The following is a 24,141-nucleotide window of genomic DNA, read 5'->3' on the forward strand; positions in this document are numbered from 1 at the left end:
GGCTCGACCGCGAGGGGTAAGACGGGCATGTTTATGCAGGTTCATTCGGGGCTCCTGGAAGGCTTGGTTGGTCGCACTTCCAGAATTCCGGGAATGCCCCGGATGAACAACCTACTGAGAGATCACACCTAGCGGCCTGCCAGTTTCCTTGCGGCGCAATGGCGCCGCCACTGCTCAGCGCAGCTCGAGGCGCCCCTCCGTGAACTGCTCCGGCCAGTCGCGGCGGGTGAACACCTGGCCCTGCTCGCGCACGCGTCGTACCCCATCCAGATCCAGCTCGCAGTGCAGCCACTGACTCGCCGCCGGGCACAGTTCGGCGCTCTCGGCGAGCACCCCGTTGGCCGGCAGGCCATAGTCCGGCGGCAGGTACAGGGCGGCGCGACCGATGTTCTCGTCCAGCGCCGGCGACCAGGGCGCCAGGCCGACCGTGGGCGACTGCAGCACGGCGATCTGGTTTTCCAGGGCGCGGGCCTGGGCGCCGATGCGCACCCGGTGGAAGCCGGCCTCGGTGTCGGTGCAGCTGGGCGCCAGGATCAGGTCGACGCCGGCCTCGGCCAGCTGGCGCGCCAGCAGCGGGAATTCGTTGTCGTAGCAGATCAGGATGCCCAGCTTGCCCAGAGCGGTGTCGAACACCCGCAGGCCGCTGCCGGCCTCGATGAGCCACTGCTCGCGCTCGAAACGGGTCATGATCAGCTTGTCCTGGCTGCCCAGATTGCCCTCGGGACCGAACAGCCAGGCGCGATTGCGGTAGCGACCGTCGGCGTCCAGCACCGGCAACGAGCCCGGCTGCAGGTAGATGCCCAGGCGCTTGGCCAGCGCCTCGCAGAGCGCCAGCCAGGCCGGCAGCAGCGGCTGGATGCCGGCGATCGAGGCCTGCAGGTCGCCGCGCTGGGCGGCCGGCAGCTGGCCACTGAGCACCAGGCCGGCGTATTCGGGCAACAGCAGCAGCTGCGCGCCCTGCCCGGCCGCCTCTTCGCACAGGCCGGACAGGTGCTCGACGTAGGCCGGCCAGCTCTCCAGCAGGTCGATATGGTACTGGCAGGCGGCGAGCCGGATCATGGACGAATGTCCTTGACCCAGAACGACATCGGCTTGGCCGACTGGCCAGACTCGTCCAGGTCCTGCCAGCTCAGCTCGGTGCGCAGCTCCGGATGGTGGCTGTAGCCGCGGTGATTCCAGAACGCGTCCAGCGGCTCGTAGTCCGCCGGCCGCCGCGGGTGGTCCAGCGGCCGCTCGACCGATGCGAAGGCACAGAAATCGAAACGGCCCAGGCGCCGGGCATAGCCCTCGCGCTTGGCGAAGAAGCCGACGCCCAGGCCATGGCCGCGGTATTGCGGCAGCAACACCGACTCGCCGTAGTAGAAGACCCGGTCGACATCCCAGCCGGCCTCGGCGAAGGGCCGCTTGAACTCGTCGATCTCATCGCTCAGCGGCAGGCCGGTGGAGGCGCCGACCACCTGGCCCTCCTCCAGCACCAGCACGAACAGGCTGTCGGGTGAGCGGGCGTAGGTCTGCAGGTACTCGGCCTCGTACTCCAGCGAACCGTCGTAGAGGTAGGGAAACTCACGAAAGACTTCGATGCGCAAACGCGCCAAGTCATCGATGTAGGGCGCAATCGCAGCGCCGTGCAGCAGCCGGAGGTCCATAGGCAGGTCGTTCCGTCGCAGGGAGGTGACGCAGGCAGCTAAGCCAGCATGAAGACCCGACCCTATCATGTCGCCTCATTCGGACTTACCCCATTGCGACTGGAGCATTGCCATGACCGCTACCGAACTGGTGCAGGCCTACTACGACGCCTTCAACGCCGGCGACATGCCCGCCTTCCTCGCCCTGCTCAGCGAGGACGTGGTGCACGATATCAACCAGGGCGAGCGCCAAGTCGGCAAGGCCACCTTCGCCGCCTTCATGGACAAGATGAACCGCTGCTACCGCGAACGCCTGAGCGACATCGTGGTCATGCAGAACCAGGACGGCAGCCGCGCCGCCGCCGAGTTCGTGGTGCATGGCGAATACCTGGCCGACGACGAGGGCCTGCCGCCGGCCCAGGGCCAGACCTACCTGCTGCCGGCCGGCGCCTTCTTCGAGATCGAAGCAGGCAAGATCAAGCGCATCAGCAACTACTACAACCTCAACGACTGGATCGCCCAGGTCGCTTGAGCCCTGGCCCTGGCTCGGGCAAGCTGCCGGCAGCGACCCCGAGCGAATCCCGATGTCCGACAGCGACTTTCCCGACGGCCCCGAGCAATCCGCGCTGACCCGCGAGGTGGTGCTGCGCTATCACCAGAGCTGGAAGCAGCGCGACCTCGAGGCAGTGCTGGCGCTGTACCACCCGGACGTCGAGTACCACGACTTCTTCCTCAACCGCTGCCTGCGCCTGGCCGACTTGCGCGACTATGTGCGCAGCAGCATGCCGCGCCAGCCGGACGAAGCCCTGGAACACTGCGACCGCATCCGCGTCGACGGCCACAGCGCCTTCATCCAGTACCGCATCAGCCTGCACGCCGGCGAGGGCCTGACCTCGTTCCGCGCCAGCGAAGCGATCACCGTGCGCGACGGGCTGATCTGGCGCATCCATGAATACGCCTCGCTGCTGCGCGGCGAGTCCACCGCGGCCGCCAGCCGCGCGCCGGCCCTCGGCAAGCTGGGCCTGTCGGCGCGCCAGCTGGGTTTCATGGCCCGCGACCTGCAGGACTACTTCCAGCAGCACCAGCCCTTCCTCGATCCCGAGCTGAGCCTGCAGCAGGTGGCCGATGCCACCGGCTACAGTCGCAACCAGATGTCCTACCTGCTCAACCAGGTGCTCGGCCAGAGCTTCTACCGCTACCTCAACCAGGCGCGCCTGCAGTACCTGCTGGCCGGCCTGGAACAGGGCCACGACCCCAGACGTGACGACGCCCGACGCATCGACGAGCTGGCCTTCGCCGCCGGCTTCAATTCGCTGTCGGCCTTCTACAGTTGTTTTCGCCGCCACACCGGGCTGTCGCCCAAGGCCTACCTCAAGCAGCGTTCCGCGCGGACCCGCACGCACGACAGCGACTGAGCCGAGCGCCTAGGCTGCGCTCATCTTCCGTTTGCCGTGGAGCACCGAGATGAACGACTGGCGCCGCATCAGCCTGTGGATGGAGCAACTGGAGGAACCGCTGCGGCCACGGGCGAGCCTGGCGGCCGAACTGCAGGCCGACGTGGCGATCGTCGGCGCCGGCTACAGTGGCCTGTGGACCGCCTACTACCTCAAGCGCCAGGCGCCGCAGCTGCGCATCGTCATCCTCGAGGCGCAGATCGCAGGCTTTGGCGCCTCCGGGCGCAACGGCGGCTGGCTGATCGGCGACCTGCTCGGTTCCGAGCGCCTGCTCGCCGGCCTGCCCAGCGAACAGCGCCAGGCCAGCCACCAGCTGCTGCACGGCATTCCCGACGAGGTGGCGGCGGTGCTGCGGCGCGAGGCCATCGCCTGCGACTACCGCAAGGGCGGCGTGCTCTATTGCGCGGCGCGCTACCCGGAACAGCGCGAGCGCCTGCAGCAACAGCTGCAGGATCATCGCCAGGCCGGCCTCGGCGAGGACGACTACCGCTGGCTGGAACCGGCCCAGCTGGCCGAGCAGCTGCGCATCGCCGGCGGCCTCGGCGCGCTCTACTCGCCGCACTGCGCGACCATCCAGCCGGCGCGCCTGGCCCGAGGCCTGGCGCGCTGCGTGGAAGACCTGGGCGTGCAGTTGTTCGAGCTCAGCGCCGTGACCGACTGGCAACCGGGCCTGCTGCGCACCGCCGAGGGCAGCGTGCGCGCCGACTGGATAGTGCCGGCGCTGGAAGGCTACGCCGCCAGCCTGCCGCCGCTGGGTCGCCACCAGCTGCCGGTGCAGAGCCTGCTGGTGGCGACCGAGCCGCTGCCGGCCGAGACCTGGGCCGAGCTCGGCCTGGAACGCGGCCAGGCCTTCTGCGAGAACAGCCGCCAGGTCACCTACGGCCAGCGCACGGCCGACGACCGCCTGGTGTTCGGCGCCCGTGGCGGCTACCGCTTCGGCGGCCGCCTGCGCCAGGACTTCAACCTCAGCGAGGCCGAGCGCGACCTGCGCCGCTACCTGTTCGGCGAGCTGTTCCCCCAGCTCAGGAACGTGCGCCTGAGCCACGCCTGGGGCGGCAACCTGGGCATGGCCCGACGCTTCCACCCACACATGCTCGCCGACCGGCGCAGCGGTATCGCCCTGGCCGGCGGCTATGGCGGCGAGGGGGTGGGCGCCAGCAACCTCGGCGGGCGCACCCTGGCCGACCTGATCCTCGGCCGCGACAGCCTGCTGACCCGCCAGCCCTGGGTACTCGCCGATACCGCCCTGGACAGCCTGCCGCGCTGGGAACCGGAGCCCTGCCGCTGGCTCGGCTACAACGCCGTCATCCAGAGCTTCGTCCACGAGGACCGGGTGCTCGCCGACCCGCACAGCCCGCCCTGGCGCCGCCGCCTGGCCGCGCGCCTGGCCGCCGCCATGGAAGGCCTGATGCGCTGACCGGCGCCTTTTAGCAGAGCCAGCAATCCCCCGGGCCGGCCACCGCCGGCCCGGCTTGTCCAGCCCATGCCCAGCCGCTGGGCCCACCGCCCCACCGGAGACGCCATGACCATCAGCCACTTCAAGCACACCGCCAGCTGCCCGCTGGCCGAAGCCAACCCGGTCGCCGTGCCGCTCAGCCAACCGCCGGCGGTCACCCGGGTGACCGCGGTGGAACGCAGCGACGGCGTCGAGACCGGCATCTGGGAATGCAGCCCGGGCCGCTGGCGCCGGCAGATCCTGCAGCAGGAGTTCTGCCACTTCATCAGCGGCCGCTGCACCTTCATTCCCGATGAGGGCGAGCCCCTGGAGATCGAGGCCGGCGACGCCGTGCTGTTCCCGGCCAACACCAGCGGCATCTGGGACATCCAGGAGACCCTGCGCAAGAGCTACGTGCTGATCTTCTGACGGTCGCCGCGCCCGAGGCACCCCGCGCCGGGAGTGCCCGGTTGCATTTATCCAGCGCGCTTAATTCTGCGTTAAGACTCAGCGGCGACACTCACACCCAAGCTAAACGATGAGGTTTTCAAAATGGACCTGGCTTGGGTGCATCAGCACAAACCCTTGGCCCAGATCGGCCGTGAGCGGCCGCTGAGCCTGTTCCTTGCGCCACCCGAGAGCCCGCGCCGGGCCGTCTTCGAGACGTTCATCCGCGAGCGCTTCGCCGCCCAACATGGCGCCCGCGTGCGCCATTTCATGCCCTGCCTGCTGGGTCTGGAGGACAGCGACGGGCAACTGCTCGGCGCCGTCGGCCTGCGCAGCGGGGCGATTCGCCCGCTGTTCCTCGAGCGCTACCTGCAGCAGCCGGTCGAGACGGTGATCGCCGCCCAGCACGGCCTCACCCCGCCGGCCCGCGAGCAGCTGGTCGAGGTCGGCAACCTGGCTGCCGGCAACCCCGGCGCGGCGCGCCTGCTGATAGTCGCGCTGACCGACCTGCTGGTGGCCCTGGGTTATCGCTGGGTGTGCTTCACCGGCACCCTGGGCCTGCTCAACAGCTTCCAGCGCCTGGGCCTGCAGCCGCTGCCACTGGGCGCGGCCGATCCGGCCTGCATGGGCGAGGAGCGGGTCGACTGGGGCCACTACTACGACAACCAGCCGCAGGTGATGGCCGGCGACATCTATGCCGGGCACCAGCGCCTGCTGCAGCTGGGCGTGTACCCGCGCCTGGGCCTGCAAACCTTCTATGCCACGGAGGGCCTGCCGGATGTGGCCTGCCGCTGAAACCCTGTTCAGCGCCCTGCAGCAGCAGGGCGAGCGCCCTGCCTTGAGCGAAGGCGAACGGTGCCTGAGCTATCGCCAACTGCTCGATGCAGTCGACCAGCGCAGCCAGCTGCTGCAGCACCTGGGCGCCCGGCGGGTGGCCCTGGCCCTGGACAACGGCATCGACTGGCTGCTCTGGGACCTGGCGACGCTGCGCGCCGGGCTGGTCTGCGTGCCCGTGCCGGGCTTCTTCTCCGAGGCGCAGCAGCGCCATGTGCTGGACAGCGCCGGCGTCGACTGCCTGATCGGCGCGCCCAGCCCCCGGCTGCAGGCACTGGGCTTCGCCGAGAGCCACAGCGGCCTGCTGCAGCGCCCGCAGCCCCAGGCCGCCGAGCTGCCGAGCGGCACCTGCAAGATCACCTACACCTCGGGCACCACCGGCCAGCCCAAGGGCGTCTGCCTGGACGCCGCAACCCAGCTGCAGGTGGCCCTGAGCCTGGTCCGGGCCAGCGCCAGTTGCGCGGTCGAACGGCACCTGTGCGTGCTGCCGCTGGCCACCCTGCTGGAGAACATCGCCGGGGTCTACGCGCCGCTGCTGGCCGGCGCCCGCATCGACCTGCTGGCGCTGGCCGAGGTCGGCCTGCAGGGCGCCAGCGGCTTCGACCTGGCGCGCTTTCTCGGTGCCCTGAACCGGCTCCAGCCGCACAGCCTGATCCTCCTGCCACAGCTGCTGCTGGCGCTGGTCAGCGCCGCCGAACGCGGCCTGCCGCTGCCCAGATCACTGCGCTTCATCGCAGTCGGCGGCGGCCGGGTGGCGCCGCAACTGCTGCAGCGCGCCGACGCCCTGGGCTTGCCGGTGTTCGAAGGCTATGGCCTGTCCGAGTGCGCCTCGGTGGTCTGCCTGAATACCCCGGAAAACCGCCGCATCGGCACGGTCGGCGCGCCGCTGGAGCACCTCGAGGTGCGCCTGGCCGAGGACGGCGAGGTGCTGGTCAAGGGGCCGCGCATGCTCGGCTATCTGGGTGAACCGGCGCCCGCCGGCGACTGGCTGGGCACCGGCGACCTTGGCCATTTCGACGGCCTGTTCCTGGTCCTGCATGGGCGCAAGAAGCACCAGTTCATCACCGCCTACGGCCGCAACGTCAACCCGGAATGGGTGGAGGCCGAGCTGGTCCAGCAACTGCCGATCGCCCAGGCCTGGCTGCATGGCGAGGCGCTGCCGGCCAATGTCGCGGTGCTGGTGCCGCGCTTCGCCGAGACCGGCGACGAGGAACTGGCCGAGGCGGTCGAGCGGGTCAACCGCCAGCTGCCCGACTACGCCCGGGTGCACCACTGGCTGCGCGCCGAACAGCCGTTCAGCGCCGCCAACGACCTGGCCACCGCCAATGGCCGCCTGCGCCGCGGCGCCCTGCTGCAACACTACCAAACGGCCATCGGCAAGCTGCTGGCCGACGAATCCTGCTACGGAGATGCCCGATGAGTTTCTATGACAGCCTGCTCGAACAGACCCGCGCCGAGCGCGACTACCTGCTCGGCGCCCCGATCATCCAGCAGGCCATGGCCGGCACGGTCGCGCTGCCCAGCTATGTCGCCTTCCTCGGCGAGGCCTACCACCACGTCAAGCACACGGTGCCGCTGCTGATGGCCTGCGGCGCGCGCCTGCCCGAGCGCCTGGAGTGGCTGCGCGAGGCGATCGCCGAGTACATCGAGGAGGAGTACGGCCACCAGGAGTGGGTGCTCAACGACATTCGCGCCTGCGGCGCCGACGCCGAGGCGGTGCGCGCCGGCACGCCGAAACTGGCCACCGAGCTGATGGTCAGCTACGTCTACGACCGCATCGCCCGGCACAATCCGGTGAGCTTCTTCGGCATGGTCCAGGTGCTGGAAGGCACCAGCATCGCCCTGGCCACCCAGGTCGCCGGGATCATCCAGGACAGGCTGCAACTGCCGGCCAAGGCCTTCAGCTACCTGAGCTCCCACGGCAGCCTCGACCTTGAGCACATCGAACTGCTCAAGGGCCTGATGAACCGCCTCGAGGAGCCCGCCGACCAGGCCGCCGTGGTGCACACCGCCAAGGTGGTCTACCGCCTGTATGGCGAGATGTTCCGCAGCCTGCCACTGGCCAGCGGGGAACGCCCATGAAGCTGTCCGACTGCCGGGCCCTGATCACCGGCGCCAGTGGCGGCATCGGCCAGGCGCTGGTCGAACGGCTGGTCGCCGAGGGCGCCCGGCTGCTGCTGGTGGGTCGTCAGCTGCAGCCGCTGCAGGCCCTGGCCCAGCGCTTCCCCGGCCAGGTCGAGGTGCTCCAGGCCGACATCGCCGAGCGCAGCGGACGCGAGGCGGTGGTGACCGCCGCGCAGCGCTTCGGCGGCCTGAACTGCCTGATCAACGGCGCCGGGGTCAACCGCTTCAGCCTGCTCGAGCAGCATGACGAGCAGGCCATCGCCGAGCTGATCGGCCTCAACGTCACCGCCACCCTGCAACTGACCCACCGCCTGCTGCCGCTGCTGCGCCAGCAGGGTCGGGCCCTGGTGATCAACCTCGGCTCGACCTTCGGCTCGATCGGCTACCCCGGCTTTGCCGCCTACTGCGCCAGCAAGTTCGCCCTGCGCGGCTTCTCCGAGGCGCTGCGCCGCGAGCTGGCCGACACTCAGGTCAAGGTCCTCTATTTCGCCCCCCGCGCCACCCGCACGACGATGAACGCGGCCAACGTGGTGGCGATGAACGACGAGCTCAACGTCGCCATGGACGACCCGCAGAGCGTCGCCGGCCAACTGGTCGCGGCGATCAAGCGCGAACAGGACGAGTCCTACCTCGGCTGGCCGGAGAAACTCTTCGTACGCATCAACAGCCTGCTGCCGCGCGTGGTCGATCAGGCACTGCGCAAGCAGCTGCCGATCATCCAGCGCTTCGCCAGGAGCAAGCATTGAGCGGGTCGACCATCGCGCCTGCGCACGCCCCTAACAGCCGCCTGCTGCCGCGCGTGGTTGATCAGGCGCTGCGCAAGCAGTTGCCGATCATCCAGCGCTTCGCCCGCAACAAACACTGACAAGGAGCCTTCCATGAACCTCATTCGTAACGCCCTGTGCAGTCTGCTGTGCCTCGCCAGCCTGCCGTCCTTCGCCTTGAGCGAGCAGGGTCAGCAACAATTGCAGCAGCTGCAGAGCCGCTGGGCCGAGATCAACTACCAGCTGCCGGAGAAGCAGCGCGAGGCCGCCTTCGCCAAGCTCAGCGAGCAGGCCCAGCAGGCGGTCAGCGCCGAGCCCAAGGCCGCCGAGCTGCTGATCTGGCGCGGCATCATTCTCAGCACCTACGCCGGCGCCAAGGGCGGCCTCGGCGCCCTGGGGCTGGTCAAGCAGGCCAAGGCCAGCCTGGAACAGGCGCTGGACGCCGATCCCGAGGCCCTCTCCGGTTCGGCCTATACCAGCCTGGGCAGCCTCTACTATCAGGTGCCGGGCTGGCCGATCGGCTTCGGCGACGACGACAAGGCCGAGGCCCTGCTCAAGCGCGCCCTGAGCATCAACCCCAACGGCATCGACCCCAACTACTTCTACGGCGACTTCCTGCAGCGCAACAAGCGCTACGACGAAGCCAGGGCGGTGCTGCAGAAGGCCCTGCAGGCGCCAGCCCGCCCCGGCCGGGCGCTGGCCGACCAGGGCCGGCGCAAGGAAATCGAGGCCCTGCTGGCCAAGGTGCAGAGCAAGCTGGACTAAGTGCCGGGCGGCGGGCTTGAATAGGGAAAAAAGGGAGTAGCCCGATGCGCATTCTGCTGGTCGAAGACGACAAGGCCCTCGGCGAGGGCATTCGCACCGCCCTCAAGCCCGAGGGCTATACCGTCGACTGGGTCCAGGACGGCGCCAGCGCGCTGCATGCCCTGAGCCACGAAAGCTTCGAGCTGGCGGTGCTCGACCTCGGCCTGCCGCGCATGGATGGCCTGGAGGTGCTCAGGCGCCTGCGCGCCGCCGCCAACCCGGTGCCGGTGCTGGTGCTGACGGCGCGCGACGCCACCAGCGATCGCATCGCCGGACTGGACGCCGGCGCCGACGATTACCTGGTCAAGCCCTTCGATGTGGCCGAACTCAAGGCGCGCCTGCGCGCCCTGCTGCGGCGCAGCTTCAACCGCCCGCAGCCGGCCCTGGAGTACCGCGGCATCAGCCTCGACCCGGTCAGCCAGGCGGTGGCCTTCCAGGGCCAGGCGGTCAACCTGCCGCGCAAGGAGTTTCTCCTGCTGCACGAACTGATCGCCCAGCCGGGCCGGGTGCTGACCCGCGACAAGCTGCAGCAGGCCCTCTACGGCTGGGGCGAGGAAGTCGAGAGCAATGCCCTGGAGGTACACGTGCACCACCTGCGCAAGAAGTTCTTTCCCGAGCTGATCCGCACCGTGCGCGGGGTCGGCTACCTGGTGGACAAGGCCTGATGCGCTCGATCCGCGCACGCACCCTGCTGCTGGTGCTGGGCCTGCTCGGCCTGACCACCAGCCTGATTTCCTACAAGAGCTACCGCGACGCCCAGCACGAGATCGAGGAGCTGTTCGATGCCCAGCTGGCGCAGACCGCGCGTCTGCTCGAGGGCATGGTCAGCCGCGAGATGCCGGCCGATGCGCGCCAGCTCATCCAGGCGGCGCTCGATCAGGCGGTGCAGGCGCCGGTGGACGACGAGGACGACGATGAGGGCAGCCCCGGTGGCCATCCCTACGAAGGCAAGCTGGCCTTCCAGGTGCTCGATGGCCACGGCCAGGTGCTGCTGCAATCGGCCAGCGCCCCGGCCGGGGTGCTCGAGCAGATGGTCGGCGATTTGCAACGCCAGGATCACCAGGCGCCGGTACTGGCCCCCGGCGAGCCACTGGCGAAGATCGCCGAGCACCTGGCCGGCTACCACCGCGTGCGGGTGGGCCAGTACCGCTGGCGCCTGTTCATCCTCCACGACCTGCGCGACAGCCACTGGATTCTGGTCGGCGAACGCGCCGACGTGCGCGGCGAGCTGGTGGCGAAGGTCGCCCTGCGCAGCCTGCTGCCCGACCTGATCGGTCTGCCGCTGCTGGCCCTGCTGGTGTGGCTGGCGGTGGGCTGGGGCCTGCGCCCGCTGCAGCGCATGGCCGAGCTGATCAAGGCGCGGGCGCCGGACAACCTGGCGCCGCTGGTGCTCTCGCCGCTGCCGGTCGAGCTGGAGCCTATGGGCGCCGCGCTCAACCGCCTGCTGTTGCAGGTCAATCAGCTGCTCGACCAGGAAAAGCGCTTTATCGCCGATGCCGCCCATGAGCTGCGCACACCGCTGGCGGTACTGCGCATCCACGCGCAGAACGCCCAGGACGCCCGTGACCCGGCCGACCGCGAAGAAGCCCTGCAGCAGCTGGGCGGCGGCGTCGAGCGCGCCACCAGGGTGGTGACCCAGCTGCTGACCCTGGCGCGCCTCGATCCCAATGTGGCGCCGCTGGCCATGGTCGAACTCGACCTGCTCGGCTACCTGCGCAACGAGCTGGCCGAGCTCACCCCGCTGGCCCTCGAACGTCAGCAGGAGCTGACCCTGGAGGCCGCCGAGCCGGGCGATTATCGCCTGCTCGCCGACGCTCCCAGCCTGGGCACCCTGCTGCAGAACCTGGTGGGCAACGCGCTGCAGTACAGCCCGAGCGGCGGGCGCATCCAGGTGCTGCTCGAGGCCCAGGCCGACGAGCTGGTGCTGCGGGTACAGGACAGCGGTCCCGGGGTGGCCGAGGCGCAGCGCGAGAAACTGTTCGAGCGCTTCTACCGCCAGGGCCAGGGCCAGGGCCAGGGCGCCGGCCTCGGCCTGTCGATCGTGCGGCGGGTGATCGAACTGCACCGTGGCAGCATCCGCCTCGACGACTCGCCGCTGGGCGGGCTGGAGGTCTGCGTGCGCCTGCCACGCAGGCGTTCCGAGCAGCGCTAGCGGCGAGCCAGAGCCGCCGACGACCACCTGGGCTATTCGCCGATTCCTTGACCCACGTTATGACTTGCACTGAAAAGGTGCAGGACAATTCGGCGCGTACCGGCTGCCTGCCCGGCCCATCGCCCCATCACAGCGTCCAAGCGCATGAAACGACTCGTCCTGCAAAGAAAATTCTGGCCACTGCCGCTGCTCCTGTGGAGCGCGCTGGTGCTGGCCTCCTTCATCTGGAACTGGCAAAGCCTGGATAGACACACCCTGGACCTGGCCGCCAGTCAGTCGAGCTTCGTGTTCAAGGTGGTGGAATCGGTGCGCCTGTGGAATGCGCGCCACGGCGGCGTCTACGCCCTGGTCGACGACAACAACCAGCCCAACCCCTACCTGAAGGTTGCCGAGCGCGACCTGACCTCCACCAGCGGCCGTGCCCTGACCCTGCTCAATCCCGCCTACATGACGCGCCAGCTGGCCGAGGTGGTCAACGAGTTGAGTGGCGTGCGCATGCACCTGACCAGCCTCAAGCTGTTGAACCCCGGCAATGCCGCCGACTCCTGGGAAACCGGCGCCCTGCAGGCCTTCGAGCGCGGCGAGCAGAGCCGGCTGGAGCTGGTCGGCGACAGCGACCAGCAGCTGGTGCGCTACATGGCTCCACTGTACGTCGAGCCCGAATGCCTGCAGTGCCATGGGCACCAGGGCTACCGGCTCGGCGATGTCAGCGGCGGCCTCAGCGTCAGCTACTCCGCCGCCCCGCTGTTGCAAAGCGCGCAACCCGGTCGGCGCAACCTGATCTGGGCCCATGGCGGCACCTGGCTGCTGGTGTCGCTGATGCTGCTCCTGGGCCTGGCGCAGGTGCGTCGGCAGATGCGCTCGCTGGAGGCGGCCAGGCAGCAGCTGGATAACCAGGTGCAGCAACGCACCGCCGAGTTGCACACCCTGTCCAAGGCGGTCGAATTCAGCCCGACCTCGACCGTCATCACCGACATACGCGGATGTATCCAGTATGCAAACCCGAAGTTCAGCGAAATCACCGGCTATGCGCTGGCCGAGGTCGTCGGTCGCAACCCACGCCTGCTGCAATCCGGCCAGACCCCGCAGCGCGTCTACCAGGAGCTGTGGCAGACCATCAGCAGCGGGGGGATCTGGCGCGGCGAACTGCTGAACCGCAGGAAGAATGGCCAGCGCTACTGGGAGAACACCTCCATCTCGCCGATTCGCGATGCCCACGGCCAAATCAGCCACTTCGTCGCGCTGCAGGAGGACATCACCGAGAGCAAGGCCCACGCCGAACAGGTCTACCATCAGGCCAACTACGACGACCTGACCGGCCTGCCCAACCGCAAGCAGTTTCGCGAGCGCCTGCAGCAGCAGATCGAGCATGCCGCCCAGACCGGCAGCAGCTTCGCGCTGATGTTCATCGACCTGGACGGCTTCAAGAAGATCAACGACAGCTTCGGCCACGATGCGGGCGACCAACTGCTCCGGGAGTCGGCGCGGCGCATCGCCGACAGCGTGCGCAGCAGTGACTTCCTCGCCCGCCTGGGCGGCGACGAGTTCACCCTGATCCTGCAACACGCCTGTTCTCCGGAGGCGATCGCGCAGATCGCCGAGAAGATACTGCAGCAGTTGACCCGCCCCTTCCAACTGGACGGGCAGCAGGGCCAGGTGGGCGCCTCAATCGGCATCGCGCTCTACCCCGACAACGGTCGCGACGCCGAGCAGCTGACCAAGCGGGCAGACCACGCCATGTACCGGGTGAAGAGCTCGGGGCGGCAGAACTACTGCTTCTATGGCCGCACGCTGATGGCCGTGAATACCGCCATGCCGGCCGCATCGGACAGTGCCCACGCCGAGCCCTCCTGAGGCGCCCCAGCGCCTTCCGGTCGGCGCCCGCGCTATTGGGCCGGCGCCCAGCGGCGCGGTCCTGCCGGGCCACCAGCAGAGGCCGGTGGCGCTCAGGCCTCGGCCAGTTGCGCGCCGCGGGCCAACAGCAGCTCGCGCAGCACCGAACGATGGCAATGCCGCTCATCCTCGCAGTAGCAGCCGATGGCCAGCGAAGTCTGCTGCGACAACGCGGCCAGCAGGTCGAGCAACTGGCTGGGCGCCGGTGCGCTCATCTCGGCCTTGAACTTGCGCAGGAACGCGGCCCAGGCCTTGTCATCGGTCGCCGCCTTGCCTTCGGCCATCAGCGCGGCGCTGGGCGACAGCAGCGGCAGCCAGAGGTCATAGAAATCCCGACGGGCGAATTCGGCCTTGGGCACCCCGCGCGGCGGCCGGCGCACCGTACCCAGGCGCAGGCCTTCGTTGGCCTGGCGCGGCGACCCCAGGCGGACAATATGGATAGCCATGCTCGACTCCTCGCCGGCGTGTTACTTGGGACGGGCGGACCGCCATATCGCCCCGGTCGGCCAGCGACTGGGGCGCGTCCATGCCACGCCCGGGCACTATTTCACTGTAGTCGGCCAGCCGCGGCATTCGCGCGATCCGGGCAAGCCGCTCAGCCGTCCAGGTCGCCATGCGGCGCCGCCAGCCAGCGACGTTGCTTGCGCAACAGGCAGGCGCCCCACAGCAGCGCGGCGCACATGATGCCGATGCCCAGGACGAAGTCGAATCGGGCGAATGCCTGGGCCGAATCCAGACTGCCGGTCATGGACAGCAGATTGCCCCAGTCATGCGACTCCTCCCCGCCACCGCCGACCAGGGGCAGCGCCCGGTAAGGCGCATCGGCGATATAGGGCGCCAGGTCCACCAGGCTTTGCCCGCTCCACCAGAGCGTCACGCTGGCCGCGTAGTTGTCCTGGTGAAAGAAGCTGAAGGCCACCAGCAGGATCAACGGCAGCAGTACCTGGAACAGGCTGCCGCCGAGGATGGCCATGAACCGGCCCAAGGGCGAGAACAGCAGGTGGCCGAACTCATGGAACGGCAGATTGATGTTGTGCATGAACGAGCCACCGATGCTGGCCCAGTCGATGCCGTGCGCCATGAACCACAGCGTCCACAGCGACAAGGCCAGCGACAGCACCGCGCGCCCATACAGGCTGGCCTGGTCGCTGCGCCCCGGCAGCCGCATGAAGTGTTCGCCCAGGCCCATGGGCGGTGCCTCGTCGGCGGCCGGCGAGCCGATCGTGACGGCCGCGGTGCTGCCGCGCGCCAGCCACTTGTTGATCGCAATACCGCAGGCGGGGCAGATATCGGGGTGAACGGGCGCGTCCTTGGCGGTGCGCCGGTAGGCGCATTTGGGGCACTGGCTCATGGCTTCACGGGTCCATTGGCTGAGGCGCGCATTGTTGCGGCTTTTGCCCGCTGGCGCACCTGCGGCGGGCAACAGCCGCAACGGCGTCCCTCGGCCCGCCCGCGGCTGCGCCCATGGCGCAGCGCTCACTCGGGGCCCTGGGCACCTTGCCTTTGCGGGCCGGCGGGACGGTTGCGCCGCGCCAGGGCATGACTGGCGATGGCGATGACCAGTGCAATGACGATCAGCAGCGTGGCGACGCCGAAGGTGCTGCGCATGCCGACGGCGACCGCCTGGGCAGAGGCGCGGGTGATGTCGCTGGTCGCCGCCCCCAGGGCGAACACCGCGCCCATCAGCGATGCCCCGGTGATCAGGCCGAGGTTGCGCGACAGGTTGAGCAGCCCGGCGACCACGCCACGCCGCTCCGGGCGCACATCGGCCATGACCGCGGTATTGTTGGCCGCCTGGAACAGCGCGTAGCCGGCGGTTAGGACGACAAGCGGGGCGACGTAACCCGGGACGCCGAACGCCAGCGGCAGCAATGGCAGGATGCCGGCACCGACCAGCATGGCGCCGAGGCCGACCAGGGTCATGCGCTGGGCGCCGCAGCGATCGACGAGACGGCCGGACGGCACCCCGGCCAGCGCGGACACCATAGGGCCGCAGGACATGGCCAGGCCGACACGGGCCGCATCGAGCCCGAGCGCGGCGCCGAGGTAGAAGGGACCGACCACCAGCGTGGCCATCATCACGGTCATCACCAGGGCGCTCATCGCGAAGCTGGCGCCCAGGCGCGAGTCGCGGAACATCGTCAGGCGGATCAAGGGCGACGCCGCCCGGCTTTCGACCCGCAGGAACAGGCCGGCGGTGCAGGCCGCGCCCAGCAGCAGCGCCGCATTGAGCGGACCGAAGCTGCCGTGCCCCAGCGTCATGGCCAGCGCATAGGCGCCCAGCGTCGCGACGAGCAACAGCGTTCCCGGGTGGTCGAAACCCACGCGCTCGGCCGTCGCTGCCGGCGGGTCGGCGGGCAGGTGGCGAATGGCGAGGATGAAGGCCAGCAGCCCCAGCGGCAGGTTGATGAAGAACAGGGCCCGCCAGCCGAACCCGGCGATCAGCACACCGCCCAGCGTCGGGCCGAGCGCGGTGCCGACCGCCGACAGGGTGCCGAGCAGCCCCATGGCGCTGCCGGTCTTCTCCTGGCTCACGGTCGCGCCTATCGAGGCCATGGTCAGGGCCATCATGATGGCGGCGCCGAGGCCCTGCAGGGCGCGGCCGGCGAGCAGCAGCCAGAGCGTGGAGGCGGCGCCGCACAGGGCCGAGGCGCCGGTGAACAGCAGCATCCCCGCCAGCAACAGGCGCCGGCGACCGAGCAGGTCGCCGAGTCTCCCCACGCTGACGATCAGGGTGGTGATCGCCAGCAGGTAGACGAGGAGCACCCACTGGACGTCCTGGAAACTGGCGCCGAAGGCCTGGGCCAGGGTCGGCAAGCCGATGTTGACGATGCTGCTGGCCAGCGAGGACAGCAGCATGCTGAGTGCGAGGGCGACCAGCGCCCACTGTGACGAGGGCCGGCGTTTGGCCTGTTCGGCGGCCAGCCCGGGCACTCGGAGGTCGATTGGCCTGGATGTACTGCTCATGTTGGCGACTCCCTGGAGGTTGCTGTCAGGAGCCTAATGCGCTATCAGAAGTGGCGGAAGGCGCAGCATTTGCACTTTATTCATGCATCTGACGCCATGTATAAAACAGCGCCTTGCGAGGATTCAGGCATGTCGACACCGGATCTCAATTTACTGATCACCCTGGATGCGCTGCTCGCCGAGGGCTCAGTCGCGCGCGCGGCGCAACGGCTGCGGCTGAGCCCCTCGGCCATGAGCCGCGCCCTGGCGCGACTGCGCGAAACCACCGGCGACCCGCTGCTGGTCAGGGCCGGACGCGGCCTGGTGCCCACGCCGCGGGCGCTGGAGTTGCGCGAGCGGGTCGCTCCGCTGGTGCTGGAGGCGCAAGCGGTGCTGCGCCCCGTCGAGCTGCTCGATCTCGCGCAGCTCGAGCGCACCTTCACCCTGCGCACCGGTGATGGCTTCGTGGAGAACTTCGGCGCGCGCCTGCTGGCCCGCATCGCTGCCGAGGCGCCCGGTGTGCGCCTGCGCTTCGTGCACAAGGCCGACAAGGACAGCACCGCGCTGCGCGACGCAAGCGTCGACCTGGACACCGGTGTGGTCGGCGAGACGACCAGCCCGGAACTGCATATGCGGCCCCTGTTCCACGACCGCTTCATTGGTGTGGTGCGCAGGGGGCATGCGCTGAGCCGGGGCGAGATCACCCTGGCCCGCTACATGGCTGGGCGCCACGTGCTGGTCTCGCGGCGGGGCCAGGACCTGGGGCCGGTCGCCGAGGCGCTGAGCGCGCTCGGCCTGCAACGGCAGATCGTCAGCATGGTCGGCGGCCTGTCGGCCGCCTTGGCCCTGGCACGCGCCTGCGACCTGATCGCCACCGTCCCCGAACGCCATAGCGCCAGCCTGAGCGAGGGCATGTTCAGCTTTGCCCTGCCGTTCAGCACGCCGCCGATCACCGTAGCCCTGTTGTGGCACCCGCGCATGCATGCCGACCCGGCGCATCGATGGCTGCGCGAGTGCGTCCGCCACGCCTGCAGTGAACAGCCGGATACGCCAGTGCCACGCTAAGCCGCTGCCGAGCCCCGGTTGCGCGGCGGCATCGGCCAGCGTCGAGATCGGCCCCTCAAGGCCTGACGCGCGCCCGCACCCGACTCAGCTCGACAACGCGCTCGGGACGCTGGGCCAGGTAGCGGGTGCAACTGACCCGCAGGAAGGAGGCGAAGTTGACCACCTCGCCGCGGTAGTCCATCACTTCCTCGTAGAGCTTGCCGATCAGCTGGTTGGTGCTCATGCCGTCGACTTCGGCAATCTCCCGGAGGATGTCCCAGAACTGGTTTTCCAGGCGCAGGGTGGTCACCACCCCGCGGATGCGCAGCGAGCGCGAGCGGGACTCGTAGAGAATCGGATCGGCTTTGACGTACAGCTCGCACATGGCCCAGTTCCCTTGCAGAAGCGGAGGGACGCTGGGCCCCGTATCCGCGTTGAAATGCTCGTCCTCAGCCTACAGGCTGATCTTGGTGCCCAGCAGGGTGAGGAAGCCGGCCAACCAGATCGGGTGCGCCGGCCAGGCCGGGGCGGTGACCAGGTTGCCCTGCACGTGGGCATGGTCCACGGCGATGTCCATGTACTCGCCGCCGGCCAGGCGTACTTCCGGGGCACAGGCCGGGTAGGCGCTGCACTGGCGGCCCTCGAGCACGCCGGCGGCGGCCAGCAGCTGGGCGCCATGGCAGACCGCGGCGATCGGCTTGTTGGCGGCGTCGAAGGCCCTGACCAGGGCCAGCACCTCCTCGTTCAGGCGCAGGTATTCCGGGGCGCGACCGCCGGGAATCAGCAGGGCATCGTAATGCTCGACCCTGACCTTGGCGAAGTCGAAATTGAGGGCGAAGTTGTGGCCCGGTTTCTCGCTGTAGGTCTGCTCGCCCTCGAAGTCATGGATGGCGGTGCGCACGGTCTGGCCGGCGGTCTTGTCCGGGCAGACCGCATGCACGCAGTGACCGATCATCTGCAGGGCCTGGAACGGCACCATCACCTCGTAGTCTTCGACGTAGTCGCCGACCAGCATCAGAATGTTTTTCGCTGTCATGGGCTTTCTCCGGGCAGTTGGGGACGGGAGGAGTATCGAACGCCTCGTCGGCGCCTAGGTAATAGCCTAGAACTACAGGCGCGGAAAAACCCTGCAGGGCGCCGTGCCGTCCCTAGCGGCGACGATCCAGCAGGTTGACCACCAGCCGATCCAGCCAGCTCCACAGGCGCTGCTGCAGGCGCCGCCACAGTGGCCGCGCGCGCCACTGCGCCCGGGTGATCTCCTCGCTGACGGCGAAGTCGGCCTGAAAGCTGGCCGCCACCGCCGCAGTCAACTGGGGGTCGAGCGCCTCCAGGTTGGCATCGAGGTTGAACTGCAGGTTCCAGCGGTCGAAGTTGCAGGAGCCGAGGCTGATCCAGTCATCGACCAGGGCCATCTTCAGGTGCAGGAAGCGCGGCTGGTATTCGAAGATGCGCACGCCGGCCCTGAGCAGCTTGGGGTAGTAGCGTTCGCCGGCGAAGCGCACCGGCGGGCTGTCGCTGTGTCGACCACTGAGCAGCAGCCGCACGTCGACGCCGCGCTCGGCCGCCTTGCGCAGGGCGCGGCGTACCTTCCAGGTGGGCAGGAAGTAGGGCGTGGCCAGCCAGATGCGGCGGTCGCTGCCGCGCAACGCGCGCATCAGCGACTGCAGGATGTCGCGGTGCTGGCGGGCATCGGCGTAGGCCACCCGCCCCAGCCCCTGGCCCAGCGGCGGCGCGGTCGGCAGGTGCATGAGCCCCAGCACCGGCTGCGGGCGCCAGGCCAGGCGGGTGCGGCAGGCCTGCCACTGGCGATCGAACAACTGTTGCCAGTCGGCCACCAGCGGCCCGCTGACCTCCACCATCACCTCACGCCAGGCGCTGTCGGCGGCGCCCGGCAGCCAGAATGCATCGCTCGAGCCGGAGCCGCCGACGAAGGCGCTCCGGCCATCGACCAGCAGCAGCTTGCGGTGGTCGCGGTAGAGGTTGCGCAGGCCCCGGCGCAGGCGCAACGGGTTGTACCAGCGCAGCTGCACCCCCGCCTGGCTCAGGCGCAGGCGGTCGACCTGGCGCAGGCCGCGGCAACCGAAGTCATCGAACAGGCAGCGCACCGCCACGCCCCGTTGCGCGGCCTCGCACAGGGCCTGGGACAAGGCCTCGGTGCACGCGCCGCTCTCCACCAGGTAGAGCTCCAGTTCGACCCGCTGGCGGGCCGCGGCGATCGACGCGAGCATGCGCGGGAAGAACACCGGCCCGTCATTGAGCAGCTCGAAGCGGTTGCCGGCACGCCAGGGAAAGGTCGCCCCCTGCATCAGCGGCGCCCGGCCCGCGCAGGTCCTGCGCACGGGATGAAGGCACTGCAGCTACTCGACAGGCGGGGGCGCGTTGGCATGGGACCTCGGGCGACAGACGGTTGAGCCGCCACAATAGCCGTCCACCCACGCCTTGCAAACCCGGCGCCGCGCTCAGGGCGCCTCGACGCGCAGCCGGCAGCCCTGGCGCTGCCCCTGCCATTGCGCGACCTGGGTGTTGCCCAGGCCGCGCGCGCTGACGCGGCGGCGCTGCTCATCGTCGACCAACTCGCTGAGCGGCAGGTACTGCTCGACGTAGGCGGCGCAGTAACCGGCCGGGTGGCCCATCACATAGCGGCAGGAGCAGTACTCCTTGGCCGAATAGGCCGCAAGGATCCGGCTGAAGGCCTGCAGGTGTACCCGGTTGGTCCAGGCCAGGGTCGCCAGCAGGAGCCCGAGCAGCACCAGCAGGCAGGCGAACGGATGGCGCCGGATCATGGCTGGGGCGCCTCACCGAAGGCCGCCAGCACCCGTTTGAGCAACTGGTTGTGGCGGAAGCTGGCATCGCGGTCATCGGCGTAGCGCACCACCACCAGGCGCTGGCTGGGCAGCACATAGAGCGCCTGCCCCCAGTGGCCGAGGGCGGCGAAGGCATCGGCCGGCACGTCCGCCCAGGGCCGCGGCGCGCCGGACAGTTCGGCGTTCAGCCACCAGTGCCCGCCCGGCACCGCCTCGCCGGCCTGCTCCGGTTGCGCCCGGTAGTGGGCAAAGGGCATGCGGTTGAACGCGACCCAGGTCCTGGGCAGCAGCTGGCGCTCGCCCCAGCGGCCGTCGCGCTGCATCAGCAGGCCGACACGGGCCAGGTCGCGGGCACTCATATAGGCGTAGGACGAGCCGACGAAGGTGCCGGCGGCATCCGTTTCCCAGACCGCCGAGGCGATCCCCAGCGGCTCGAACAGCGCGTCCCAGGGGTAGTCCGGGTAGGCGTCGGCGCCGACCATGCCGCGCAGCGCCGCGGCCAGCACCGTGCTGTCGCCGCTGGAATAGACGAAGCGCGTGCCCGGCGGTGCGGCCGCCGCGTGGCCGGCGGCGAAGGCGGCCATGTCGCCTCGTCCGCGGGTATAGAGCATGGCCACCACCGAGGACTTGAGCGGCGCGTATTCGTAGTCCTCCTGCCAGTCCAGCCCCGAGGCCCAGTTGAGCAGGTGGCCGAGCCTGATCCGCGGGTGTGCGGCGAAGCCCGGGTAGTAGCGCGCCACCGGCGCATCGAGCTGGAAGCGGCCCTGGGCGTAGGCCACGCCCAGCACGCAGGCGAGCAGGCTCTTGCTCACCGACCAGGTCAGGTGCGGGGTATCGACTCCGGTGGGCCCGGCGTAGCGCTCGTACACCACTCGGCCGTCCTGCACCACCAGCAGGGCATCGGTGCGCACCCCGCGGCGACTGACATCGTCGCGAACCGGAAAGGCGTAGGCCTGCAGCTCGGCCAGCGCCGGGCTGGGGGCCGCGGGTGCCAGGCTCCAGTCGCGCTGCGGCCAGGCTTCGCCGCGGGCCAGGGTGCAGGCGCCGAGACAGGCCAGGGCCAGGGCCAGCGGGCGAACAACGGGAAGTGGCATGGCGGCGCCCCGTGCTGAAAGGTCGACCGGCACGCTAGCACGGCGTCGATGACGCTATGAAGGCAGCCCCAGGACGCCGAGGGCTTTGTCCAGGCGCTTGGCGCGCGCCGTCGCGGCGATGCCCAGCAGCCCCTTGTCGCGCCGCCACAGCGCCGCCCAGGACGCGGGGCCGGCGGCGAAGGCGGCCTCCAGCTCGCCGTCGAGCGCGCTCATCTGGGCGAACAGCCCCGCCAGCAGCACATGGGTCGCGGCCTGCGTCGGCGCTTGCCGGGCGGTTTCCGCGCAGCCGGCGAGCAGGGCCAGCAGGCGCAGCTGCAGTGCCTGCGGCCAGGCCGACTCCTGGCCGACGCCATACAGCCAGGCACCGACCGCGCTCAGCACATGCAGGTCCTCGATGCTGCGGAAGGGTTTGACGTAGGCATCCCAGCCGTCGCCGGGCAGGCGCTCGCAGTGCGCGCCGTCCAGGTGCAGGCGGGCGTGACCGATGTCCGGCATCAATGCCAGGGCCGGCAGCGCCTCGAGGCGCACCCCCGGCGTGCCCTGGCGCACCACCCCGACGGCCAGGCGCGGCGCCTGTTGCGGCGGCTCCTCGCGGGCCGCGACCAGCCACCAGTCGGCGGCCTCGGCAGCGGTGACGAAGTCCTTGCAGCCGCTCAGGCTCAGGCCGCTGAGACGGGTGTGCAGGTCCGCCGGGCGGGTGCTGCGGTTCTCGGTCACGCAGAGCGCCCCCGGCGTCCAGGGTGCCGAGGGCCAGAGCGCGCGCAGGGCCGCCTGGTAACCGGCGAAGAAGGCCAGGCCCGGGCTGCTCGCCAGGCGCCCGCCGAGCATGGCCAGCTCCAGCGGCACCGGGCTGCCGAGACGCGCCAGCAGGGCCGCGTACCAGTCATCCAGGCCGGCGGCGGACAGGCGCGCTTGGGGTTGCAACAGGGGTTGCCAGGACATGCACGGCTCCTCGGTGTTGTTCTAATTGGGGGCTGTCATACAAGCATCACCGAAGCGTCATGGCGGTGACACCGGTGCGACCTAGCCTGAGCTTGCCCAACAAGATCGACCGGCTGCAAGTGACAAAGCCGGCTATTGGAGATGACGGCATGACCCAGATGACGCTTACCCGCGACCGCACCACCCCCGCCCGTCGCCTGCAGGCCGAGCGCCTGATCGGCCCGGCGGCCCTGCGTGAGGCCCAGGCGCTGCGCTTTCGCGTATTCAGCGCGGAGTTCGATGCCAAGCTCAAGGGCGCCGAGTTGGGCCTGGACATGGACGACTACGACGGCCACTGCCAGCACATCGGCGTGCGCGACCTCAACAGTGGCGCGCTGGTCGCCACTACCCGCCTGCTCGACCATCGCGCCGCCGCCGACCTGGGCCGCTACTACAGCGAAGAGGAGTTCAGCCTGCACGGCCTGCCGCACCTCGAGGGGCCGCTGCTGGAGATCGGTCGCACCTGCGTCGACGCCGCCTACCGCAACGGCGCGACCATCGCCGTGCTCTGGGGCGAACTGGCCGAAGTGCTCAACCAGGGCGGCTACCGCTACCTGATGGGCTGCGCCAGCATCCCCATGCAGGATGGCGGCATCCAGGCCCAGGCGATCATGCAGCGCCTGCGCGAGCGCTACCTGTGCACCGAGCACCTGCGCGCCGAACCGAGGACTCCGCTGCCGGCCCTGGACGTGCCGGGCAACGTGATCGCCGAGCTGCCGCCGCTGCTCAAGGCCTATATGCGCCTGGGCGCGAAAATCTGTGGCGAGCCGTGCTGGGACCCGGACTTCCAGGTCGCCGACGTGTTCATCCTGCTCAAGCGCGACGAACTCTGCCCGCGCTATGCGCGGCACTTCAAGGCCGCCGTCTGACCTGGGGGGCATTGCCCCCTGCGCACAACGCAGTTGCGCGCGGTGCCGGCACTCGGTAAACAGTGCCGGCGTCTTGTCCTCTGCCCGCCGCTGGAGCCTCCGATGAACAAACTGCGCCTGTCCCTGCGCCTGCTGCGCCTGCTCGCCGTGCTTGCCCTGGGAGCCCTGCTCGGCGCCGCCGTGGGCGTGCTCGAACGCCTGGTGCGGCACGACCTGATGGCCACCCGGCAACGCCTGACCCGCTGGTTCCTGGCCCGCCTGGCCGCCGCCCTGCCGTTCCGCCTGCAGGTGCAGGGCGAGCTGCCGCGGGCGCCCATGCTGTGGGTCAGCAATCATGTGTCCTGGACCGACATCCCGCTGCTGGGCATGCTCACCCCGCTGTCGTTCCTGTCCAAGGCCGAGGTGCGCACCTGGCCCCTGGCCGGCTGGCTGGCGCACAAGGCCGGCACCCTGTTCATCCGCCGCGGCTCGGGCGACAGCAGCCTGCTCAGTCAGCAGCTCGGCCGCCACCTGCGCGGCGGCCGCTCGCTGCTGATCTTCCCCGAGGGCACCACCAGTGACGGGCAGAGCCTGCGCACCTTCCACGGCCGCCTGCTGAGCAGTGCGATCGACAGCGGCGTGGCCGTGCAGCCCGTCGCCATCCGCTACCTGCGCGATGGCCAGATGTGCCCGGTGGCGCCCTTCGTCGGCGACGACGACATGCTCTCGCACCTGCTGCGCCTGCTGCGCAGCGACCTCGCCGAGGTGCAGATCCAGCTGCTGGCGCCCATCGCCAGCGGCGAACTGAACCGCAACCAGCTGGCCCGGCGCGCCCAGGCCGCCGTCGCTGGTGCACTCTACGGCGAGGCCGATCTGCAGCGCGCCGCCTGAG

Annotated in this window: 27 protein-coding genes; 16 read left to right on the forward strand and 11 right to left on the reverse strand. The window is 69.8% G+C overall.

The genetic code is table 11. The annotated features are described in order from the left end of the window. Nucleotides 1-174: 174 nt before the first annotated feature. Together AB5S05_RS09300 and AB5S05_RS09305 are read right to left on the reverse strand one after the other, a co-directional pair. The gene (locus tag AB5S05_RS09300) at nucleotides 175-1,059 is read right to left on the reverse strand and encodes a carbon-nitrogen hydrolase family protein (RefSeq protein WP_369287229.1); all 885 of its coding nucleotides are present in this window, start codon (nucleotides 1,057-1,059) and stop codon (nucleotides 175-177) included. Continuing rightward, the gene (locus tag AB5S05_RS09305; protein ID WP_369287230.1) at nucleotides 1,056-1,646 is read right to left on the reverse strand and encodes a GNAT family N-acetyltransferase; all 591 of its coding nucleotides are present in this window, start codon (nucleotides 1,644-1,646) and stop codon (nucleotides 1,056-1,058) included. Before AB5S05_RS09305 ends, AB5S05_RS09300 begins: the two co-directional genes overlap by 4 nt. 112 nt (nucleotides 1,647-1,758) lie before the next feature. Between AB5S05_RS09305 and AB5S05_RS09310 the strand changes: the two genes are divergently transcribed. From AB5S05_RS09310 to AB5S05_RS09370, 13 genes are all read left to right on the forward strand, one after another. Continuing rightward, on the forward strand, nucleotides 1,759-2,157 hold the full coding sequence (locus tag AB5S05_RS09310) for a nuclear transport factor 2 family protein (protein ID WP_369287231.1): 399 nt from the start codon (nucleotides 1,759-1,761) through the stop codon (nucleotides 2,155-2,157). Nucleotides 2,158-2,209: 52 nt separating this feature from the next. Further along, nucleotides 2,210-3,040 carry a helix-turn-helix transcriptional regulator gene (locus tag AB5S05_RS09315; protein WP_369287232.1) on the forward strand — a complete coding sequence of 277 codons (831 nt, stop codon included), beginning with the start codon at nucleotides 2,210-2,212 and terminating at the stop codon, nucleotides 3,038-3,040. A 49-nt stretch (nucleotides 3,041-3,089) separates the two neighbouring features. Beyond that, on the forward strand, nucleotides 3,090-4,496 hold the full coding sequence (locus AB5S05_RS09320) for an NAD(P)/FAD-dependent oxidoreductase (RefSeq protein ID WP_369287233.1): 1,407 nt from the start codon (nucleotides 3,090-3,092) through the stop codon (nucleotides 4,494-4,496). 105 nt (nucleotides 4,497-4,601) lie between these two features. After that, nucleotides 4,602-4,943, forward strand: a complete 342-nt coding sequence (locus tag AB5S05_RS09325; protein WP_369287234.1) for a cupin domain-containing protein — start codon at nucleotides 4,602-4,604, stop codon at nucleotides 4,941-4,943. 123 nt (nucleotides 4,944-5,066) lie between these two features. Then, nucleotides 5,067-5,756, forward strand: a complete 690-nt coding sequence (locus tag AB5S05_RS09330) for a thermostable hemolysin (protein WP_369287235.1) — start codon at nucleotides 5,067-5,069, stop codon at nucleotides 5,754-5,756. Then, entirely contained in the window at nucleotides 5,740-7,215 is a 1,476-nt protein-coding gene (locus AB5S05_RS09335; RefSeq protein ID WP_369287236.1) for an AMP-binding protein, read from the forward strand. The genes AB5S05_RS09330 and AB5S05_RS09335 overlap by 17 nt, the downstream gene beginning before the upstream one ends. Next, the gene (locus AB5S05_RS09340) at nucleotides 7,212-7,877 is read left to right on the forward strand and encodes an iron-containing redox enzyme family protein (RefSeq protein ID WP_369287237.1); all 666 of its coding nucleotides are present in this window, start codon (nucleotides 7,212-7,214) and stop codon (nucleotides 7,875-7,877) included. The genes AB5S05_RS09335 and AB5S05_RS09340 overlap by 4 nt, the downstream gene beginning before the upstream one ends. Continuing rightward, a complete protein-coding gene (locus AB5S05_RS09345) occupies nucleotides 7,874-8,665 on the forward strand; it encodes an SDR family oxidoreductase (protein WP_369287238.1) in 792 nt (263 codons plus the stop codon). The genes AB5S05_RS09340 and AB5S05_RS09345 overlap by 4 nt, the downstream gene beginning before the upstream one ends. After that, nucleotides 8,662-8,784, forward strand: a complete 123-nt coding sequence (locus AB5S05_RS09350) for a hypothetical protein (RefSeq protein ID WP_369287239.1) — start codon at nucleotides 8,662-8,664, stop codon at nucleotides 8,782-8,784. The genes AB5S05_RS09345 and AB5S05_RS09350 overlap by 4 nt, the downstream gene beginning before the upstream one ends. A gap of 13 nt (nucleotides 8,785-8,797) precedes the next feature. Beyond that, nucleotides 8,798-9,448, forward strand: a complete 651-nt coding sequence (locus AB5S05_RS09355) for a tetratricopeptide repeat protein (protein WP_369287240.1) — start codon at nucleotides 8,798-8,800, stop codon at nucleotides 9,446-9,448. 44 nt (nucleotides 9,449-9,492) lie between these two features. Next, nucleotides 9,493-10,152, forward strand: coding sequence for a response regulator (locus AB5S05_RS09360; protein WP_369287241.1), 660 nt, complete (start codon nucleotides 9,493-9,495; stop codon nucleotides 10,150-10,152). After that, entirely contained in the window at nucleotides 10,152-11,639 is a 1,488-nt protein-coding gene (locus tag AB5S05_RS09365) for an ATP-binding protein (RefSeq protein ID WP_369287242.1), read from the forward strand. The genes AB5S05_RS09360 and AB5S05_RS09365 overlap by 1 nt, the downstream gene beginning before the upstream one ends. A gap of 144 nt (nucleotides 11,640-11,783) precedes the next feature. Continuing rightward, nucleotides 11,784-13,493: a diguanylate cyclase domain-containing protein gene (locus AB5S05_RS09370; protein ID WP_369287243.1), complete on the forward strand. Its 1,710-nt coding sequence runs from the start codon at nucleotides 11,784-11,786 to the stop codon at nucleotides 13,491-13,493. Nucleotides 13,494-13,585: 92 nt separating this feature from the next. Here AB5S05_RS09370 and AB5S05_RS09375 read toward each other — a convergent pair whose 3' ends face one another. The 3 genes from AB5S05_RS09375 to AB5S05_RS09385 form a co-directional block, all read right to left on the reverse strand. Next, nucleotides 13,586-13,978 (reverse strand): DUF488 domain-containing protein, encoded by a 393-nt coding sequence (locus tag AB5S05_RS09375; protein WP_369287244.1) that lies wholly within the window; start codon nucleotides 13,976-13,978, stop codon nucleotides 13,586-13,588. Between the two features lie 149 nt (nucleotides 13,979-14,127). Continuing rightward, the gene (locus tag AB5S05_RS09380; RefSeq protein WP_369287245.1) at nucleotides 14,128-14,883 is read right to left on the reverse strand and encodes a hypothetical protein; all 756 of its coding nucleotides are present in this window, start codon (nucleotides 14,881-14,883) and stop codon (nucleotides 14,128-14,130) included. A 125-nt stretch (nucleotides 14,884-15,008) separates the two neighbouring features. After that, complete coding sequence (locus AB5S05_RS09385) at nucleotides 15,009-16,499, reverse strand: MFS transporter (protein ID WP_369287246.1); 1,491 nt, start codon at nucleotides 16,497-16,499, stop codon at nucleotides 15,009-15,011. 129 nt (nucleotides 16,500-16,628) lie between these two features. Between AB5S05_RS09385 and AB5S05_RS09390 the strand changes: the two genes are divergently transcribed. Beyond that, a complete protein-coding gene (locus AB5S05_RS09390; RefSeq protein WP_369287247.1) occupies nucleotides 16,629-17,543 on the forward strand; it encodes a LysR family transcriptional regulator in 915 nt (304 codons plus the stop codon). Between the two features lie 55 nt (nucleotides 17,544-17,598). On the opposite strand, the gene AB5S05_RS09395 is transcribed toward AB5S05_RS09390, so the two are convergent. From AB5S05_RS09395 to AB5S05_RS09420, 6 genes are all read right to left on the reverse strand, one after another. After that, complete coding sequence (locus tag AB5S05_RS09395; RefSeq protein ID WP_369287248.1) at nucleotides 17,599-17,907, reverse strand: ribbon-helix-helix domain-containing protein; 309 nt, start codon at nucleotides 17,905-17,907, stop codon at nucleotides 17,599-17,601. Nucleotides 17,908-17,976: 69 nt separating this feature from the next. Beyond that, complete coding sequence (locus AB5S05_RS09400; RefSeq protein ID WP_369287249.1) at nucleotides 17,977-18,558, reverse strand: DJ-1/PfpI family protein; 582 nt, start codon at nucleotides 18,556-18,558, stop codon at nucleotides 17,977-17,979. A 112-nt stretch (nucleotides 18,559-18,670) separates the two neighbouring features. Continuing rightward, a complete protein-coding gene (locus AB5S05_RS09405; protein WP_369287250.1) occupies nucleotides 18,671-19,828 on the reverse strand; it encodes a phospholipase D-like domain-containing protein in 1,158 nt (385 codons plus the stop codon). Nucleotides 19,829-19,981: 153 nt separating this feature from the next. Beyond that, the gene (locus AB5S05_RS09410) at nucleotides 19,982-20,305 is read right to left on the reverse strand and encodes an amidase (protein ID WP_369287251.1); all 324 of its coding nucleotides are present in this window, start codon (nucleotides 20,303-20,305) and stop codon (nucleotides 19,982-19,984) included. After that, nucleotides 20,302-21,420 carry a serine hydrolase domain-containing protein gene (locus tag AB5S05_RS09415; RefSeq protein WP_369287252.1) on the reverse strand — a complete coding sequence of 373 codons (1,119 nt, stop codon included), beginning with the start codon at nucleotides 21,418-21,420 and terminating at the stop codon, nucleotides 20,302-20,304. Before AB5S05_RS09415 ends, AB5S05_RS09410 begins: the two co-directional genes overlap by 4 nt. A 54-nt stretch (nucleotides 21,421-21,474) precedes the next feature. After that, nucleotides 21,475-22,362: an acyl-CoA dehydrogenase gene (locus tag AB5S05_RS09420; RefSeq protein ID WP_369287253.1), complete on the reverse strand. Its 888-nt coding sequence runs from the start codon at nucleotides 22,360-22,362 to the stop codon at nucleotides 21,475-21,477. A gap of 149 nt (nucleotides 22,363-22,511) precedes the next feature. Between AB5S05_RS09420 and olsB the strand changes: the two genes are divergently transcribed. Both olsB and AB5S05_RS09430 read left to right on the forward strand, forming a co-directional pair. After that, entirely contained in the window at nucleotides 22,512-23,270 is a 759-nt protein-coding gene (gene olsB / locus AB5S05_RS09425) for an L-ornithine N(alpha)-acyltransferase (protein ID WP_369287254.1), read from the forward strand. A 102-nt stretch (nucleotides 23,271-23,372) separates the two neighbouring features. Beyond that, nucleotides 23,373-24,140 carry a lysophospholipid acyltransferase family protein gene (locus tag AB5S05_RS09430; protein ID WP_369287255.1) on the forward strand — a complete coding sequence of 256 codons (768 nt, stop codon included), beginning with the start codon at nucleotides 23,373-23,375 and terminating at the stop codon, nucleotides 24,138-24,140. Nucleotide 24,141: the final 1 nt, after the last annotated feature.

It is taken from the genome of Pseudomonas zhanjiangensis, from assembly GCF_041027545.1.
Lineage (GTDB): Bacteria > Pseudomonadota > Gammaproteobacteria > Pseudomonadales > Pseudomonadaceae > Aquipseudomonas > Aquipseudomonas zhanjiangensis.